The following is an 18,325-nucleotide window of genomic DNA, read 5'->3' on the forward strand; positions in this document are numbered from 1 at the left end:
ATTGCTAACGATTGAACTAGAGGTGTGAACATTGACAGCAGGACAAAAAGTAACCGTAATCGGTGCCGGACTGGCAGGAAGTGAAGCGGCTTTTCAAATCGCCAGCCAGGGAGTGCCCGTTGAATTGTACGAAATGCGTCCGGTGCGGAAGACACCGGCACACATTACCGATAAATTCGCCGAGCTTGTGTGCAGCAACTCGCTGCGTGCGAACGGTCTGACGAACGCGGTAGGCGTTCTGAAGCAGGAGATGAGGGAGCTGAACTCACTCATCCTCTCCAGTGCCGACAAGCATGCAGTACCCGCTGGAGGCGCTCTGGCGGTCGATCGTGACGGCTTCTCCGGGGAGATCACGGATACCCTCCGCAATCATCCTCTCATTGAAGTGCGCACCGAGGAACTTAAGGAACTTCCGGACGGCATTACCGTTGTGGCTTCCGGGCCGCTTACCTCCCCGGACTTGTCTGCAAGCCTGCAGGCGCTCATGGGCGAAGAATATTTGTATTTCTATGATGCGGCCGCGCCGATCATCGAGAAAGACTCCATCGATATGAGCAAAGTGTATCTGGCTTCCCGGTACGACAAGGGAGAAGCCGCTTATCTGAATTGCCCGATGACGGAGGCGGAGTTCGATGCTTTCTACGAAGCACTGATCACGGCCGAAACGGCACCTGTGAAGGAGTTCGAGAAAGAGATCTATTTCGAAGGCTGCATGCCGATCGAAGTGATGGCCAAACGCGGCAAACAAACCGCTCTGTACGGCCCGATGAAGCCGGTAGGTCTTATCAACCCGCATACGGGTGAGCTTCCTTACGCGGTCGTTCAACTTCGTCAGGATAACGCGGCGGGCACGCTGTACAATCTTGTCGGGTTCCAAACGCATCTGAAATGGGGCGAACAAAAGCGGGTTCTGCAAATGATCCCGGGTCTGGAAAACGCCGAGTTCGTGCGTTACGGGGTTATGCACCGCAACACCTTTATCAACTCCCCCCGTCTGCTGAAACCGACTTATCAGTTCAAAAACCGGGATAATTTGTTCTTTGCCGGACAGATGACCGGAGTAGAAGGTTATGTCGAATCGGCCGCATCCGGCCTGATCGCCGGTATCAACGCCGGAAGATTGGCACAGGGGCTGGATTGCCTGCAGTTCCCGCTGGAAACCGCACTTGGCAGCATGGCGCAGTATATTACGACTGCGGACACCAAACATTTTCAGCCGATGAATGCTAACTTCGGTCTTTTCCCGCCGCTGGGCGAAAAAATCCGCAATAAAAAAATGAAGTACGAAAAGCTTGCGGAACGGGCAATTGAGACTATTCAGAATTTTTCGCAAAATACAGTCCAGTCAACTTGTAAGTGAAAGTGCGGCTGTGTTACGATTAAGTTGTTTTGAACGACGCTGTACACAACCACTTTAAATCAAACTCCGGAAGCAGCATCAAAACAACCTTTTGCTGCTGCTTCTTATTTTCCGTTCTCTCGCAGCAAGCAGCTTCGGAAAAGAATCGAGAGGTGAACTATGGATCCGACAAATGCGACTTTTCATGCCACCACGATATTCGCCATCCGTAAAGACGGCCGCGGGGCGATAGCCGGAGACGGCCAAGTGACTTTCGGCAACAGCATGATTATGAAGAATACAGCGAAGAAAGTGCGGCGTCTGTACCGGGGAAAAGTGATTTCCGGGTTTGCGGGGTCTGTCGCGGATGCGATTACCTTGTTTGAGAAGTTCGAAGGCAAGCTGGAGGAGCATCACGGAAATCTTCAGCGGGCGGCCGTAGAACTGGCGAAGGAATGGAGATCCGACCGCGTTCTGCGCAAACTGGAGGCCATGATGATCGTGATGGACGAACACGGGCTTCTGCTTATTTCGGGCAACGGGGAAATTATCGAGCCGGATGACGGCATCGTTGCAATCGGTTCGGGAGGCAGCTTTGCCCTGGCGGCAGGCCGCGCCCTCTCCCGTTACGCAACCGACATGAGCGCAGCCGACATTGCGAAAGCATCGCTCGAAATGGCCGCGGATATTTGCGTGTTTACGAATCACAATATTATTGTAGAAGAAATATAACGCCGACCGACGAGCAATAGGCAGGTAAGGCTTGCAACCAAGTCTTATCGGGCACTATATGAAGGAGGGGTTCCTTTTGAGCACAAGCTCCCTTACACCTAGACAAATCGTGCAAGAGCTGGACCGGTATATTGTCGGTCAGAAGCAGGCCAAGAAGTCCGTAGCCGTAGCCCTGCGTAACCGTTTTCGCCGCAGCAGACTGGAAGAATCCATGCGTGACGAGATTGTGCCCAAAAATATCCTGATGATCGGGCCGACAGGAGTGGGCAAGACGGAGATAGCAAGACGACTCGCTAAACTGGTCGGAGCCCCCTTTGTGAAGCTGGAAGCTACAAAATTTACCGAGGTCGGTTATGTGGGCAGGGATGTGGAGTCCATGGTCCGGGATCTCGTCGAAACGTCGATACGCATGGTTAAGAGCGAACGTACCGAAAGTGTGAAGGAACGGGCGGAAGAGCTTGCCAACGAGCGTCTGGTGTCCATTCTGGCGCCAAGCGCGAGCCGTCCCAAATTTCAGCGCAATCCGCTGGAGATGATTTTCGGCAATCAACAGGGCAACCAGGAACCGGATGAGGAGGATAAGGATCCTCAGCTGGCAACGAAGCGCGCGCAGATCAAAGAACAGCTTAAGCGCGGTGAACTCGAAAATTACATCGTCGAAGTCGATGTGGAAGATAATTCTCCCTCCATGCTGGATATGCTAGCTGGCCAGGGGCAGGATCAAGCTGGGATGAACATGCAGGAAATGTTCGGCAGCCTCCTGCCGAAACGCACGAAGAAGCGGAAGCTTCCCGTTAAAGAAGCCAGAAAAGTGCTGACCCAGGACGAAGCGCAGAAACTGATCGATATGGATGAGGTTATTCAGGAATCCATCCGGCGTGCCGAACAAAGCGGAATCATTTTTCTGGATGAGATCGATAAAATCGCGGGCAACGGCCGTGGAAGCGGCGGACCGGATGTTTCTCGCGAAGGCGTCCAGCGCGATATTCTCCCGATCGTGGAAGGCTCAACGGTCGTAACGAAGTATGGGCCTGTCAAAACGGATTATATTCTGTTTATTGCGGCCGGGGCTTTTCATGTTTCCAAGCCTTCCGATCTGATACCGGAGCTTCAGGGGCGTTTTCCGATTCGGGTAGAGCTCAGCAATTTAACGCTTGAAGATTTTGTTTCCATTCTTAAGGAACCTAAAAACGCGTTAACCAAGCAGTACACGGCTTTGCTGGAAACCGAAGGAATCCGGATCGATTTCAGCCAGTCCGCGATCGAAGAGATTGCGCGCATTGCCGTCGAAGTCAATCAGAGCACGGAAAACATCGGTGCGCGGCGGCTGCATACCATTTTGGAGAAGCTGCTGGAAGATTTATCGTTCGAAGCTCCGGAATTAAATCTGGAGGAAATGGTAATCACGCCTGAATACGTCCGCGAGAAGTTGGGCGATATCGTTCAGAACCGGGATTTGAGCCAATATATTTTGTAAACCGGAAGGCGTTGCCCGCCTTCGGTTTTCTATTCTTGGGTATAAGATTGTAGGAGGCAAGCCAATGACCTTGTTGAACAAAACGAGAAGGCTTAACCGTCTGCTCCAGAAGGAGGCGGTGAGTGCTGTCAGTTTTATGGATATGGCCGAGGTATTGCGGGACACCATTCACTCCAATGTGTATGTGGTCAGCAGACGTGGCAAATTGTTAGGATACGCGACGACGAATGAACTGCCGACTTCGGCAATCAATCGAATCGTGGCGGATGAGAAAAGATTCTCGCCGGAATTCAACCATTTTCTTCTAAAGGTGGATGAAACCACTTCAAATTCGGATGCGCTGGAAATGTTTCCGACTTTTGTGGAAGAAATGAAGAACTTAAGAGAATATACCTACTTCACCATAGTGCCGATTTTGGGCGGCGGCGACAGACTCGGGACTTTAGTCCTATGTAGAACGCACTCTGCCTTCACAGATGATGATTATATCTTGGCAGAGTATGGGTCAACAGTCGTAGCAATGGAAATCCTTCATATGAGGGCGGAAGAGGTTGAGCAGGAGGCAAGAAGCAAGGCAGTGGTTCAGGTCGCCATCGGTTCATTATCGTTCAGCGAACTGGAGGCAGTGGAGCATATTTTCGAAGAATTAGAAGGAAAAGAAGGACTTCTCGTTGCAAGCAAGATTGCAGATCGAGTCGGAATCACTCGATCCGTGATCGTAAATGCGCTCCGTAAACTGGAAAGCGCGGGTGTCATTGAGACTCGTTCTCTTGGTATGAAAGGAACGTATATTCGTATATTGAATGATCAATTGATGCAGGCGATTGACCAAGTTAAGTCTAAAATGTAACAAAAATTTCATACTTATGTATGAACCAAACGAAGGCCCATCTTCCTAAAGATAGGGCTTTTTTCTCATTGTCTATTTCCAGACTTTTCTTCATGATAATTTTAGCAACATTATTCTACATAATGTACACACTTCGAATAATCCTTGTGTCGAAGTTAGGAGGAATGTGAAGTTTCATTATGGAATTTAGTTTCATAAAGACATAAAAGGTGGGGTAACCATGTTCTTGCTAAACCAAGCCGGATTTCAGTGGATGGAGAAATCACTGGATGCATCAGCCCTTCGGCAGCGGGTGATTTCCAACAATGTGGCCAACGCCGACACTCCTCATTTTAAAAGGTCAGACGTTCTGTTCGAGGAATTACTCCAAGAGAAGATGACCGGAAACCAGCCGGTATTGGAAGGCAGGCGCACAAATTCGAGACACCTGCAGATTCCATCTAATACCAACTTACCCGGCCAAGCGGTTGTTGAATCAGATCCGAACAGTTTGATGAACAACAATTTAAACAACGTCGACATGGATTACGAGATGTCATTGATGGCCAAAAATCAGCTTAAATACAACACGATGGTACAAGAGATGAATAACGAGTTCCGTAAACTGAAGATTGCGATGGATGGGAGAAGATAAGGGATGAGAATTACGAATAGCTTTGACATCAGCGCATCGGCATTAACGACGCAGCGTTTAAGAATGGATGTCATCTCTTCGAATATCGCGAATGCGGATACGACCCGGGCGTCATTTGTGAACGGGCAGTGGACACCCTACCAGCGCAAAATCGTTTCGGTCGAACCGAAAAACCAGCCAACGTTTGCTCAAATGCTCAACTCGGCAATGACGGACGGGACGGGGCAGGGGGTTCGGGTTTCCAGTATTTCCGGAGATACGACTCCATTCAAGCAGGTTTACAATCCTTCGCACCCGGATGCCAACCAGCAGGGGTACGTCATGATGCCCAACGTCGATGTCGCCAAGGAAATGGTAGATATGATTTCCGCCACAAGGTCTTATGAAGCAAACGTAACGGCTCTTAACGCAAGCAAAGGCATGATTACCAAAGCGCTTGAAATCGGCAGATGATAAAAGATAAAAAAGGAGAATGAGTGTGGTAAACCCGACTTATCTAAATGCATTTTCTCCGGTGCAGACAATAAAGCAGCCGGTGGGGAGCGAGCCTGCAAGTGCCTCCCAATTTACAAAGCAGTTTTCCTCATTTCTCAGCGAGGCCATGAATGGGTTGAATTCGGATCAGCATACGGTAGACGGACTCAACCAGCAGTTCGCTAAAGGGGAATTATCGGACGTCCATCAATTGATGATTGCTTCCGAAAAAGCATCGCTCGGTTTAGAGTTCACCGTCCAGGTGCGCAATAAAGTCGTGGAAGCTTATCAGGAAGTCATGCGGATGCAGCTTTAACGGCGGCTGAACCATGATCGACATTGATTGAATCGGATGGGGTGACATTGTGAACGAAAGATTGCTCCAATATTGGGAGAAAGCCAAACAGTATTGGAATCAATATAGCAAAACGACCAAGCTTACTTTTGTAGCTGCATTGTTCGTTCTCCTATTGACTATTGGAATCATCAGCTACAATCTCGCGAAAACCGAGTATTCACTGGCGTATACGAATCTCCAGCCGGCAGATGCCGCTGCGATTAAAGGGTACCTGGACACGGCGAAAATCCCTTATAACCTTAGTTCCGACGGGAAAAGCATTGAAGTGCCAAAGAACGAAGTCGCCAATGTCAAGCTGGGCATTGAATCGCAAGGCTTGAACAAAGGAAGTTCGATCGGTTACGACGCGTTCGCTTCGGACAGTGCCTTCGGAATGACGGACAACGAGTTTAAAGTGAAGTATTTAAGCGCGGTGCAGGGAGAGCTTCAACAGCTTATCAATTCCAACGAAGCGGTGGATAAATCGAAGGTTCTGATCTCGATGCCGGATGAGACGGTATTTCTCGCCAATCAGAAGCAAGAAGCCACGGCGTCGGTTGTACTGAACGTGAAGCAGGGCTATTCGCTGGATCAGGGGCAAGTAGACACGATTTATAACCTCGTTTCACACAGCGTCAAAAATTTGCCGCTGCAGAACATAACGATTTCCGACCAGTACGGACAGTTCCTGGCTTATTCGAAGGAAACGAACGGCGGTCAAAGCACTTCAGGTCTGGTTCAGAACCAATTCGACATCAGACGCAAGTTTGAAACAAGTGTACAGGGAAATATTACAAATCTTCTCAACAAAATGCTCGGTCCCGACAAAGTGGTTGTCAGTGTTTTCTCGACGATGAACTTCGACCAGAAGAAAACGACGGAAAATCTGGTGACGCCGCCTAATGTGGAAGACAAGAAGGGACTTGAAATTTCTACCCAGGAATCCTCCAAAACTTCTACGAGTACGGGAGGAAATACGGGGGGAGTGGCCGGAACCGGTCAGACGGACGTGCCTGGTTATCCGGGAGGAGCCGCATCCGGTAATGCCAACTCCGAAGAGAGCAGCAAAACGGTCAATTACGAAATTAACCGCATCACGAACGACATTATCCAGACGCCTTATGTCGTCAAAGATATCAGCATCAATATCGGATTTGATTCAACCGGGAAAGACCAGGCCGCGGTAGCTGAACTGAAAGGTCTCATCGAAGGGCAAATGGCGAACATTGTTCGTGCGTCGCTTGCCGACAACAAGGTGGAATACACGCCGGCTCAAATTCAGGACAAAGTGAAAGTAGTTCCTCAAACATTCGTAACACCATCCGGAATTGCGGGTACGAATTGGCAGCAATATCTTCTGTACGGCGGAATCGGTTTGGCTGCTCTGCTGCTCGGTGCGCTCGGGATGTATGCCATCAGAAGAAAGAAAAAAGCTGGAGAAGAAGAGGATGAGCTTGACCTTCCACCGGCAAAAGTGGAATATCCTACGATCGATATCGAGAATGTCTCCAACGAAAATCAAGTACGCAAGCAATTAGAGACGCTAGCCAAGAAAAAGCCGGACGAATTTGTTAATTTGCTTAGAACCTGGCTAGTGGATGAATAGAGGTGTGGGTGTTTGGCAAGAGGAGCAATACATCAGGGGTTAACGGGAAGGCAAAAAGCGGCGATTCTGCTTATCAGCCTCGGACCGGAAGTTTCTGCTCAAATTTTCAAGCATTTGCGCGAAGATGAAATTGAGCAGCTTACCCTCGAAATCGCAAATGTACGCAAGGTAGACGCATTAGAGAAAGAATCGATTTTATCGGAGTTCCACCAAATTTGCCGGGCTCAAGAATATATCTCCCAAGGCGGTATCGCCTATGCGAAAGAAATTCTTGAAAAAGCGCTCGGTTCCAACAAAGCCGTCGATATTATTAACCGGCTGACGGCTAATCTGCAGGTAAGGCCGTTCGATTTTGCCCGAAAAGCGGATCCTGCACAGATTTTAAACTTTATCCAAAACGAGAATTCGCAAACCATTGCACTCGTCCTGTCTTATCTGCAGGCGGAACAAGCCTCGATCATTTTGTCCTCCCTGCCGCAGGAGAAGCAGGCGGATGTTGCGAAACGGATCGCTCTGATGGACAGCACATCACCGGAAGTGATCTCTCAAGTGGAGAGAGTGCTCGAACAGAAACTCTCGGCCACCGTTACACAGGATTACACATCGGCCGGCGGTATTTCTTCGATCGTTCAAATCTTGAACGGAGTAGACAGAGGTACGGAGCGTACCATTCTGGATTCGCTCGAAATTCAAGATCCCGAACTCGCCGAAGAAATCAAGAAGCGGATGTTCGTTTTCGAAGATATCGTCAATGTGGACAACCGTTCCATTCAGCGCATTGTTCGCGATATCGAGAATGCCGACCTTCAGCTTGCGCTTAAAGTGGCGAGCGAGGAAGTCCGCGAAGCTATTTTCCGCAACATGTCCAAACGGATGGCGGAGACGTTCAAAGAAGAAATGGAATTTATGGGCCCGGTTCGGCTGCGCGATGTCGAAGAAGCGCAAACCCGGATCGTATCAACAATTCGCCGCCTAGAAGAATCCGGAGAAATCATCATCGCACGCGGTGGAGGAGACGATATTATTGTCTAACATCCTAAAGCCTTTCCATTATGCTCCTGCGGATGAGACAAACGCTTACCGGGTACCGGTCAAACCGATTTATACGCCTCAGGCTGAGCTTACGGAAGATGAACCGCGGTTCACTCCAGAAGAAGAAGCGCAGCTGAGCGAAGCGGAAAGCTTAAAACGGCATATTCTCGAAGATGCTGAATCTTTCGCGCAATCCCATATGCAGCAGGCGATCCAGGAAGTATCCGAACTGAAAGAACAGACGGAAGCCGAGATCGAAACTTGGTGGATGCAGCGGCGCGAAGAAGATGAGCAGCATCAGGAGCAGGCCAGGACAACCGGTTACGAAACGGGTTATGAAGAAGGCATGAATCAAGCCCGGCAAGATGTCAGCCAGCAGTACGATGAGATGTTATCGGAAGCGCGGCAGGTACTGCAGCAGGCTTACCAGGTAAAACAGCAGGTCATTCAGGAAGCGGAACCTTTTCTCATCGAATTAAGCTGCTCCATTGCCGAGAAAATCATTTCCAAGCAGCTGACCCTATCGCCCGAATGGATGATCGAAACGATTCGCAGCGTGCTGGTTCGTCGAAAAGAGAGCGGAACGATCACGCTCTGCGTAGCACCCCGCTACTTCGCTTACATTCAGGATGCCCGTGAAGAGCTGCTGTCGGCAATCGACTCGCAGGCCGAACTGGAAATTATCCCGGATGCGAGTGTTCAGGACGAAGGCTGTGTAGTCCGTTCGACGTTCGGAAGCATTGACGCCCGCATCGATACGCAGCTTCACGAGATCAAGCTGGCTTTGCAGCGAATTGCCCTTCACGGTGAAGGTGATGAATCATGAGTCAAGGAAGCCCGAATGCAGGCAAATATGTAGACTTTCTAAGGCAGCTGGATCCTGTCCGGGTAAACGGCAAAGTGACGCAAGTGATCGGTTTGACCGTTGAATCGGAAGGTCCGGATGTAAGTATCGGTGAGCTATGCCACATCTATCCTCATAAATCCAATCAACCGCTGATGGCGGAAGTTGTCGGATTCAGAGGCAATAAGGTCATTCTGATGCCGCTTGGTGAACTTGAAGCGATCGGCCCCGGCTGCGATGTGGTCGGAACTGGCAAGCCGCTGACGGTGCAGGTCGGTCACGAACTGCTGGGTAAAGTATTAAACGGTCTCGGCCAGCCTTTGGACGGTTCGTTCTTACCCTCAAGAATGGCCCATGTTTCTACGAACAATGTCCCCAGCAATCCTTTGTCGAGACCGCGGGTTCAAGAGCCGCTCGGCGTGGGTGTCCGGGCAATCGACGGCCTGCTTACCGTAGGCAAGGGACAACGGGTCGGTATTTTCGCCGGTTCCGGGGTGGGCAAAAGCACTCTGCTCGGCATGGTCGCGAGAAACACGTCGGCGGACGTCAACGTGATCGCGCTTATCGGAGAACGGGGCCGTGAGGTTCTCGAATTCGTCGAGAAAGATCTCGGGCCGGAGGGCCTGGCGCGTTCTGTCGTCATTGTCGCTACGTCGGACCAGCCGGCAATGGTCCGGATCAAAGGAGCTTTTATCGCAACGAGCATTGCGGAATATTTCCGGGATCGCGGGATGAACGTCATGCTCATGATGGACTCCGTAACCCGCTTTGCGATGGCTCAGCGTGAGGTCGGTCTGGCGGTCGGAGAACCTCCGGCGACGAGAGGGTATACGCCTTCGGTTTTCGCCCTTCTGCCCAAGCTGCTTGAACGGTCCGGAACCGGGTTGAAAGGCTCGATTACCGCTTTCTACACGGTGCTGGTGGACGGTGACGATATGAATGAGCCTATCGCGGATGCGGTTCGTGGTATTCTTGACGGTCATATCGTCTTGGACCGGAATATCGCCAACAAAGGCCAGTATCCCGCCATTAACGTTCTTGCCAGCGTAAGCCGGGTGATGAAAGAGATCGTTACCCAGGAGCAACTCGACGCTGCGTCTCATCTCAAACGAATGCTTTCTGTTTATAAGGATTCGGAAGATTTGATAAATTTGGGGGCGTACCAGAGAGGATCAAATCAAGAAATTGATATTTCACTTCAGTATATGGATGAGATCCTTGATTTTGTTAAACAAAAAACCAATGAAAAAGTGACGTTGGAAGAAGCCCAACAGCGCTTGATCGATCATTTTTCGTTAGGATGAGGCTAATATGAAATTCCAGTATGCGTTTCAGCAGATCGTAAATTTGAAAAATAATGAGCGTTCGCAGGCGGAGTGGAATCTTTCTACTGCCATCGGCAACCTGAATCACGAAGAAAGCTCTCTCCAGGAGCTGATTCGTCTCAAAAACGAAGCCCAGGAGAAAATGCTGGAAACTTCCATGCGGCCGGTTTCCATGCTGGAGATTCGTCAGCTGCAGTCTTATGTGGATCACATCGAGCATCTGATTGCGCGCAAACGTCACGACGTCTCCAAAGCCCAGCGCCATGTGAATCACAACAGGGACCTCCTGAACGACAAAATGGTCGATGAGAAAGTCTGGACGAAAGCGCGGGATAAAGCGTTGGAGCAGTTTACCGGTTTTGTTCTGAAAAAAGAACAAGAGGCGCTGGACGAAATTGCATCCAACCGGCATATCCGGTTGTCCTATCAGTAAACCCGCACGAAAGGAGGAGGCGTCATGGAAGAAGCAGGCACAGAGTCGTCCTCGGGCGGTAAATTGGAACGTTTTCTGGTCTGGTTTCTGATCCCGTTCGTGTTTACGGCCGTTCTTCTTGGTGTTCTTCTATCCGTTTTTGATTACGATGTGATGAAAACTGTCCAGCGGACGCTGAACAAAATCCCGGTCGTTGGGGAAATGATTCCCCTACCGAAAGAGGATGCGCAAAGCACCCCCGCAGCTAAAGGGACGGAAGAAGATGCAGTAAAGACGAAAACCAAAGAAGTCGAGCAGTTGAACAGCAAGGTGCAGGAGCTTAAAACAGAGCTGGACAAAGCGGATCAGACGAGTGCCCAGAAGGACAAAACGATTCTGGACCTCAAGCAGCAAAAGGCGGAGCTGGAAGATAAAGAGCTGGCCAAACAGGATGAAGAGTACGACAAGAAAGTGCGGGAACTTGCTTCGGTTTATGCGAAGATGATGCCGAGTAAGGCCGCTCAAATCATTCAAAACCTGAGTCCGCAGGAAACGATTCTCGTTCTGAATGCGATGAAAACAGACGAACGGGTAAAAGTGCTTGAAAAAATGGATCCGAAGAAAGCGGCGGACGCTTCGATCGCACTCAAGGATCTGACAACTTCGCAGGATCAGAAAATCGCGGCTCTCCAGGATCGTCTCGTTCTCCAGCAAAAACCGGATTCCGCGCAAAAGAAGATGACTTCGGCTGAGCTGAGCCAGACGTTCGCATCGATGGATGCGTCCAAAGCCGCGAAAGTATTAACCGATATGTACGGGAAAAACTCGGCTCAGGTGTTAACCATCCTAAGGGAAATGGACACGAGCAAACGCGCCGCATTAATGGGCGAAATCGCGGGCATCAGCAAGGAAACCGCGGCTTCCATTACCGGCAATCTGGTTCCATAAATCTTTAATGAAAGGAGGTGAAAATAAACAATGGAAATGCCAGTAGCAAGTACGCCTTCGTCCGCACCGTCAGCAGGATCTACGGCGGTTAAAGCGGGAACGGCAAAGACTACAACAGCGGCTGCAACGTCAGCAGGAAACGGCAAGGGCGATGCGGGAACTTTCCAAGAGGTGATGAACGGCCAGCTTCAGAAGGAAGCGGGTGAGGAAAATGCCAACTCCGTCGACTCCATCCTGGCCGGCCTGCTTCAAGTGGTTCCTTTCCTCCCGGCGCCTGTCCAGGAAGCTCTGAGCGATATGGAAGGACAAACGGGAACGGAAGGAATGGCGGACCTTTTGCTTAGCACATTACAGAGCAGTCCGGAGCTATTCAGTAAGCTAAGCCAGTCCGATGCCATGCAGCAGTGGGCGAATGATGCTTCGGCTCTGCTTCAGCTGTTAAGCGGCACGCAGCAAACCGGATTGCAGGCCATTCAGCTTGACAGCGGCGACGCTTCGCTGAAACTTCAGAAGACGATTTTGGATTTGACGGCCATGCTTAAGCAGCAGCCGGATCATCCGCTTCTGCAGCAGCTGTCGGCCGAATTCAAGCAGCTGGTGGAAACGGCACTGCCGTCTCTTGTAAACCAGCAGTTGGCAGGTGCAACCGGTAAAGCAACGGCTAAAGCGGCCGAAACGGAATTGACGCTGCCTACTAGTGCAACTGACAGCAACCTTGACGCCGCGGAGCCGGTGATGACCGTCACAAAGACCGGCAACGTCAAAGCTTCATTGGAATTGCTGGCTGCAAGAAACGGAGTCTGGAACTCGGTGAGACAAGCGGCTCATGAAACCGTTGAGGCGGTACAGACCTCCACTACCCCGGCATCCGAAAACGAGCCGGCAGCGAATGGTTTGACAAGTCTTCAAGAAGGAATGAAAACAACTCTTCCGGAGCAGGCGGCCAAAGCGGCAGCTCCAACGATTTCAGCTCAAAACTTCGCTCAAGAACTAAGTCAATTCATGGTGAAGCGCATGAGCCTGAAAATGGGGAACGGTTTCTCGGAAGCCAAACTTTCGCTCCGTCCGCAGCATTTGGGAACCATTGACGTGGTCCTTACGATGCAAAACGGGCAGCTGGTTGCCCAGTTTACAGCGGATACGGCACTGGGAAAAGAACTTCTCGAAAGTCAACTCGCACATTTGAGACAATCTCTGCACAGCCAGGGCGTTCAGGTAGACAAGATGGAAGTCGGCCAAAACACCATGTCTTCCACGATGTTCCAAGATTCCAGACAGCAGCAGTCTTCGCAGCAGTTTCTTCAGCAGCGCGGCGGCGGAGGTAATCAGGACAGCTCGGAAGAGCTTACGGAATGGAACGAAGAGTTGAAAATTTTGGAGGAAACAAGAAAAGCGGCTTTAGGAAATTCCTTCGAAACCTCGGCTTAATCAAGAGTGAAATGACAGACTCAGCTTAGATAGGAGGTGCAGCAATGGCAGAACTTTGGGGAGATTTGACCAAAACGGGCTCTACGACGAACACGGCAAGCGCAGCTTCGAAAGCCAAGGAGAAGAAGGACGGTTCGATTCTCGGCAAGGATGACTTTCTTAAAATTCTGATCGCCCAGCTTCAAAATCAGGATCCTATGCAGCCTATGCAGGATAAAGAGTTTGTGGCGCAAATGGCCCAATTCACTTCGGTCGAACAGCTGTCAAACATGGCTTCCGAGATGAAATTGCTCCGGTCTTCGCTCGGATTCACTTCGAGTCTGATCGGGAAGGACATCAGCTGGATGGGCAAAACGGACAGCGGGGAAACGGTGATGAAGAATGGAGTCGTCGAATCCATAATCGTCCGGGACGGTGTGCAGTATGCGACGGTAGGCGGGAAAGAAGTCAAGCTGGAGGAAGTCCTTAAGATAGAAAACTCCAAGCCGGCGGTTCCTGCACCATGACCGAACGTATAACGGTAGGAAGACTATATCCCACTCCTCCGGCACCCCTTCAGCGAAACGGTGGAGCACGACCGGCTGCCGGACGCTCCGAATTCGATCAGCTTCTGCAAAGCGAACTGGTCAAGTTCAGTCATCATGCGGAAACCCGGTTGAAACAACGGGGGATTCAAATCGACAACGAGCAGTTGGCTAAGCTTGAAAATGCCATTGACAAAGCGGCCGCCAAGGGTGCCAAAGATACATTGATGGTGCTGGGCGGAACGGCCCTTATCGTGAACGTCCCGAACCGGACGGTGATCACGGCTCTGGACGGAGCCAAGCTGCAGGATCAGGTTTTTACGCAAATAGACAGTGCTGTCATCATTTCATAGGAACATTACCCAACAAAGCGGGCCGGACCTAGGCAGGAGGCCCTGATAGCTGCGGACCGATAGAAGCGGCTTTAAAGGAAGATGCCCACCCAGGCGGGCGACATAAGAGGAGGAACGACAAATGTTAAGATCCATGTACTCCGGTATTTCGGGCATGCGCGGTTTTCAGACAAAGCTCGATGTAATCGGCAATAACATTTCCAACGTGAACACGGTAGGTTTCAAAAAAGGCCGCGTCATGTTCCAGGACATTCTGAGCCAGACTGTTGCTGGAGAAACAGCCCCGACGTCTACGACACAAGGCGGAGTCAACTCGAAGCAAATCGGTCTCGGTGTAGGGACTGCTGCGATTGACACTGTGCATACGGGCGGAAGTGCTATGACAACAAACGTTCCTACTGACCTAAGAATCGATGGTAATGGATTTTTTGGAGTAACTCAGAACGGACAAGATCCACTGTATTTGACACGAGCTGGGAACTTTTATGTCGATGGAGACAATTATATCGTGAACCCGGATGGTATGTATTTGATGTCGACAGATGCCGAGCCTATCCAGCTTGATGCTAACGCGACTAAATTTTCAATTTCTCAAGATGGAACGGTTATGCAGGTCATTGGAGGAGTTCCAACTCCTTCAGATTATAAAGTGGCAGTTGTGAAAGTAGCCAATCCGGCTGGTTTGAATAAAGCTGGTGGCAATCTTTACGAATATACTCCTAATGCTGATGTGAATAACACAATTGATGTAGCCTATCTTTCGAATGCACTGCCAGCTGACCCGGCCACCGGCACTGGCTCCATCATCGCCGGACAGCTTGAAATGTCCAACGTGGATCTGACCGAGGAGTTTTCCGAAATGATCGTTTCCCAGCGTGGTTTCCAGGCGAACTCCCGGATTATCACCACGTCGGATGAAATTTTGCAAGAGATCGTTAACCTGAAACGCTAATAACAGGCAAAGGTAAAAGGTAAGGGGGCCTGGTCCCCCTCCTGGAACCTATGGAGGGAACCATGGTACGTTTGACCCGAATGAACGGCAAGCCGTTAGTGATCAACGCGCTTATGATTGAAATGATGGAAGAAACACCGGACACCGTGATTACATTGATTAACGGAAAAAAAATTATGGTCCTTGAACAAGAGGCAGTGGTCACAGAGATGGTGGAACAATTTTTGAAACGGATCGGTGCGGTTCAAGCAACGATCAAGTCGGCGAATACGGAGGGCTTGTAGTGCTTAAAAATCGATTTTTTCTGATGTTGGTTTCCATTCTTGTCGCCATCACATTAGTTCTGACGGCTGCATTTGTGTTATGGACGGTTATGGACAATAAATCGGAATCGGCCGGTGAGGAAAAGGCGCAGACTTCGGCAGAGATCAAAGAAAACACCGTCATTATGAAAGATATTACGACAAACCTGGCCAGTCAGGGCAGCTTCGTTAAAATCAGTCTGGCTTTTGAGCTGGAAAACAAAAAGGCAAAAACGGATTTCGAAAATCTGATTGATTCCCGCATCAAAGGAACAATCATCCGGACTCTTTCTGACATGAATTCCGATCAGATTTCAGGCAGCAAAGGGCAGGATAACTTGACCAACACGCTGATCAGCAAGCTTAATCCGCTTCTTAATGAAGGAAAAATAAGGCGCATAAATATTACCGACATTGTACTTGAGTAGCCTTTTACATAGATCGGATACGCACAAAGGGGGTGACTCTTATGGTTGATGTTATGTCACAAAATGAAATCGACGCTCTTCTGGCTGCTCTCTCTTCCGGTGAAATGGACGCAGAGGAACTCAAGAAAGAAGATACGCAGCGAAAAGTTCGATTGTATGATTTCAAACGGGCCGTACGCTTTTCCAAAGATCATATCCGGAGCTTAACGCGGATTCATGAGAACTTTGCCCGGTACTTGACGACTTATTTCTCGGCACAGCTAAGAACGTTTGTCCAGATCAATGTCGTTCAGGTCGAACAGCTTCCTTACGATGAGTTTATCCGCTCGATTCCCAAAATGACGATCTTGAACATTTTTGAAGCAGAGCCATTAGAGGGAAGAATGGTCTTGGAAGTCCATCCGAACGTGGCGTACGCGATGCTGGACAGACTTCTGGGCGGTGTCGGCGTGTCTCCGCAGAAAATCGCGGCTTTGACCGAGATCGAGACGATCGTCATGGAGCGGATTTTCAGCCGGGCGTTTGAGAGCCTCCAGGAAGCATGGAAAACGATCATTGATCTGTCTCCACGCCTCGAAGCTCTGGAAACGAATCCGCAATTTATGCAGATCGTTTCTCCCAATGAAACCATTGCCCTGATTTCGTTAAGCACCAAAATCGGCGACACGACCGGGATGATCAACCTTTGTATCCCGCATGTCGTTATCGAGCCGATTATGCCCCGTCTGTCGGTGCACCACTGGTTTGTATCCCAGAAGAAAAGCCGGGCTCCCGAGGAAGTCGAGATTTTGCAGGACAGGCTGACGCAGGCCAAGCTTCCCATTATCGCGGAACTGGGAGAATCGCAAATCACGATTCACGAGTTTCTGAATCTGCAGCCCGGGGATGTCATTACACTCAACAAGCCGGTAAACGAGCCTCTGCACATCAAAGTCGGCGAGAAGCTTAAATTTACAGGCAGCGCAGGTACAACCAAGAGCAAAATGGCCGTTCAAATCGGCGAAATTGTAAACGAAGGAGCAGAAGAACATGACGAGTAAAGATTATTTGTCGCAGGAGGAAATAGACGCGCTGTTGAAGCAGGCGGTAGATGAGCGTTCCGACGATAATCCATCTTCTTCTCATTCTTCGAATATCGATGATTACTTATCCTCGCTGGAGCAGGATGCTCTGGGGGAGATCGGCAACATCACGTTCGGAAGCGCGGCGACCGCATTATCTACTCTGCTCGGCAAGAAAGTGGACATCACGACACCTAAAGTATCGTGCATTCCGCGCGAACAGCTGGTTAACGAGTTTCCCAAACCGCACGTTGCCGTTCACGTCAACTATGTAGACGGCTTTGACGGCATCAATCTGCTCGTGATCAAGACTCGCGACGCTCAAGTCATTGCCGATCTGATGATGGGTGGAGACGGTCATGTGGAGGGCGACGAGCTGTCCGAAATTCACGTCAGCGCCGTTCAGGAAGCCATGAATCAGATGATGGGTTCGTCCGCGACTTCGATGTCTACGATATTCAACCGGTTCGTGAATATCTCTCCTCCGGGAATAGATATTTTGAATCTGTCGAATGGAGAAGGAAAACTGCCGAACGAAGACGTATTTATAAAGATATCCTTTAGACTGACAATCGGGGACCTTATCGATTCGACCATCATGCAGCTTCTTCCCGTCGATTTCTCCAAAGAAATGGTACACATCCTGATGGGCGGGGGCTCCGAAGAGGTTTACGAAGAAACGGCGGCCGCAGTCAGCGAAGAAGTTCCGCCTGCTGTCACCAACCAGGTGCAAGCGGACACGAACGCTCAAGCTTATCAGCAGCCGGTTCCGGAACCGCCTTATACCAACCCGGCAGAAGCGCCGTACACGAATCCTTCGATGGGGGGCAACCCGATGCCTATGAATCAACCGCCTGCACAACAGTCATACGCGCAGCAGCCGATGAATCATGCACCACAGGGAGGAAATTACGGAGGAATGAACAGGAACGTAAACGTACAACCGGTACAGTTCTCCAATCTTCAGCAGGGAGGATACAACCAGACAGACGACACGAACCTGAATCTGCTGCTTGATATCCCTTTGAAAGTAACGGTCGAGCTGGGAAGAACGCAGAAAGTGATCAAGGATATCCTGGAGCTTTCGCAAGGTTCGATCATCGAGCTGGATAAATTGGCCGGTGAACCGGTAGATATTCTGGTTAACAACAAACTGATCGCCAAGGGAGAAGTTGTCGTTATTGATGAGAACTTCGGCGTTCGCGTCACCGATATCGTCAGTCAGTGGGATCGCATTCAAAAAATACAATAACTATCTTTTGGGAGG

Annotated in this window: 21 protein-coding genes; all 21 read left to right on the plus strand. The window is 50.2% G+C overall.

Annotation, left to right across the window (positions count from 1 at the left end; genetic code table 11):
* Nucleotides 1–31 precede the first annotated feature (31 nt).
* The 21 genes from trmFO (at nt 32) to fliY (ending at nt 18,310) form a co-directional block, all read left to right on the plus strand.
* Nucleotides 32–1,360 (plus strand): FADH(2)-oxidizing methylenetetrahydrofolate--tRNA-(uracil(54)-C(5))-methyltransferase TrmFO, encoded by a 1,329-nt coding sequence (gene trmFO, locus ABH899_RS03230; protein ID WP_218228506.1) that lies wholly within the window; start codon nt 32–34, stop codon nt 1,358–1,360.
* A gap of 159 nt (nt 1,361–1,519) precedes the next feature.
* A complete protein-coding gene (gene hslV / locus ABH899_RS03235; RefSeq protein ID WP_009674471.1) occupies nt 1,520–2,071 on the plus strand; it encodes an ATP-dependent protease subunit HslV in 552 nt (183 codons plus the stop codon).
* A gap of 76 nt (nt 2,072–2,147) precedes the next feature.
* Nucleotides 2,148–3,548 (plus strand): ATP-dependent protease ATPase subunit HslU, encoded by a 1,401-nt coding sequence (gene hslU / locus ABH899_RS03240; RefSeq protein ID WP_009674474.1) that lies wholly within the window; start codon nt 2,148–2,150, stop codon nt 3,546–3,548.
* Between the two features lie 64 nt (nt 3,549–3,612).
* Complete coding sequence (gene codY, locus ABH899_RS03245; RefSeq protein ID WP_009674483.1) at nt 3,613–4,398, plus strand: GTP-sensing pleiotropic transcriptional regulator CodY; 786 nt, start codon at nt 3,613–3,615, stop codon at nt 4,396–4,398.
* A gap of 220 nt (nt 4,399–4,618) precedes the next feature.
* A complete protein-coding gene (gene flgB / locus ABH899_RS03250; protein WP_016423454.1) occupies nt 4,619–5,032 on the plus strand; it encodes a flagellar basal body rod protein FlgB in 414 nt (137 codons plus the stop codon).
* Nucleotides 5,033–5,035: 3 nt separating this feature from the next.
* A complete protein-coding gene (gene flgC, locus ABH899_RS03255) occupies nt 5,036–5,485 on the plus strand; it encodes a flagellar basal body rod protein FlgC (RefSeq protein WP_326050789.1) in 450 nt (149 codons plus the stop codon).
* Between the two features lie 25 nt (nt 5,486–5,510).
* A complete protein-coding gene (fliE, locus tag ABH899_RS03260; RefSeq protein WP_009674468.1) occupies nt 5,511–5,822 on the plus strand; it encodes a flagellar hook-basal body complex protein FliE in 312 nt (103 codons plus the stop codon).
* 49 nt (nt 5,823–5,871) lie between these two features.
* Complete coding sequence (fliF, locus tag ABH899_RS03265; RefSeq protein WP_009674479.1) at nt 5,872–7,449, plus strand: flagellar basal-body MS-ring/collar protein FliF; 1,578 nt, start codon at nt 5,872–5,874, stop codon at nt 7,447–7,449.
* A 12-nt stretch (nt 7,450–7,461) separates the two neighbouring features.
* Entirely contained in the window at nt 7,462–8,481 is a 1,020-nt protein-coding gene (gene fliG / locus ABH899_RS03270; protein ID WP_016423453.1) for a flagellar motor switch protein FliG, read from the plus strand.
* Nucleotides 8,474–9,307, plus strand: coding sequence for a FliH/SctL family protein (locus tag ABH899_RS03275; RefSeq protein WP_369993928.1), 834 nt, complete (start codon nt 8,474–8,476; stop codon nt 9,305–9,307). The genes fliG and ABH899_RS03275 overlap by 8 nt, the downstream gene beginning before the upstream one ends.
* Nucleotides 9,304–10,629 (plus strand): flagellar protein export ATPase FliI, encoded by a 1,326-nt coding sequence (gene fliI / locus ABH899_RS03280; protein ID WP_369993930.1) that lies wholly within the window; start codon nt 9,304–9,306, stop codon nt 10,627–10,629. Before ABH899_RS03275 ends, fliI begins: the two co-directional genes overlap by 4 nt.
* Before the next feature lie 7 nt (nt 10,630–10,636).
* The gene (gene fliJ, locus ABH899_RS03285) at nt 10,637–11,083 is read left to right on the plus strand and encodes a flagellar export protein FliJ (protein WP_009676776.1); all 447 of its coding nucleotides are present in this window, start codon (nt 10,637–10,639) and stop codon (nt 11,081–11,083) included.
* A 24-nt stretch (nt 11,084–11,107) separates the two neighbouring features.
* Nucleotides 11,108–12,010, plus strand: a complete 903-nt coding sequence (locus tag ABH899_RS03290) for a MotE family protein (RefSeq protein WP_369993934.1) — start codon at nt 11,108–11,110, stop codon at nt 12,008–12,010.
* Nucleotides 12,011–12,040: 30 nt separating this feature from the next.
* The gene (locus ABH899_RS03295; RefSeq protein ID WP_369993935.1) at nt 12,041–13,438 is read left to right on the plus strand and encodes a flagellar hook-length control protein FliK; all 1,398 of its coding nucleotides are present in this window, start codon (nt 12,041–12,043) and stop codon (nt 13,436–13,438) included.
* A 44-nt stretch (nt 13,439–13,482) separates the two neighbouring features.
* Complete coding sequence (locus ABH899_RS03300; protein WP_369993938.1) at nt 13,483–13,944, plus strand: flagellar hook capping FlgD N-terminal domain-containing protein; 462 nt, start codon at nt 13,483–13,485, stop codon at nt 13,942–13,944.
* The gene (locus ABH899_RS03305) at nt 13,941–14,315 is read left to right on the plus strand and encodes a TIGR02530 family flagellar biosynthesis protein (protein ID WP_009676749.1); all 375 of its coding nucleotides are present in this window, start codon (nt 13,941–13,943) and stop codon (nt 14,313–14,315) included. Before ABH899_RS03300 ends, ABH899_RS03305 begins: the two co-directional genes overlap by 4 nt.
* Nucleotides 14,316–14,436: 121 nt before the next feature.
* The gene (flgG, locus tag ABH899_RS03310) at nt 14,437–15,267 is read left to right on the plus strand and encodes a flagellar basal body rod protein FlgG (RefSeq protein ID WP_218228512.1); all 831 of its coding nucleotides are present in this window, start codon (nt 14,437–14,439) and stop codon (nt 15,265–15,267) included.
* 62 nt (nt 15,268–15,329) lie between these two features.
* Nucleotides 15,330–15,551, plus strand: a complete 222-nt coding sequence (locus ABH899_RS03315) for a flagellar FlbD family protein (protein ID WP_009676773.1) — start codon at nt 15,330–15,332, stop codon at nt 15,549–15,551.
* Nucleotides 15,551–15,997, plus strand: a complete 447-nt coding sequence (locus ABH899_RS03320; RefSeq protein ID WP_009676757.1) for a flagellar basal body-associated FliL family protein — start codon at nt 15,551–15,553, stop codon at nt 15,995–15,997. The genes ABH899_RS03315 and ABH899_RS03320 overlap by 1 nt, the downstream gene beginning before the upstream one ends.
* Nucleotides 15,998–16,038: 41 nt before the next feature.
* The gene (gene fliM / locus ABH899_RS03325; protein ID WP_369993940.1) at nt 16,039–17,037 is read left to right on the plus strand and encodes a flagellar motor switch protein FliM; all 999 of its coding nucleotides are present in this window, start codon (nt 16,039–16,041) and stop codon (nt 17,035–17,037) included.
* Entirely contained in the window at nt 17,027–18,310 is a 1,284-nt protein-coding gene (gene fliY / locus ABH899_RS03330; protein ID WP_369993941.1) for a flagellar motor switch phosphatase FliY, read from the plus strand. The genes fliM and fliY overlap by 11 nt, the downstream gene beginning before the upstream one ends.
* The last annotated feature ends 15 nt before the right edge of the window (nt 18,311–18,325 follow it).

Origin of the sequence: Paenibacillus sp. RC84 (genome assembly GCF_041260495.1) — a bacterium.
GTDB lineage: Bacteria > Bacillota > Bacilli > Paenibacillales > NBRC-103111 > Paenibacillus_F.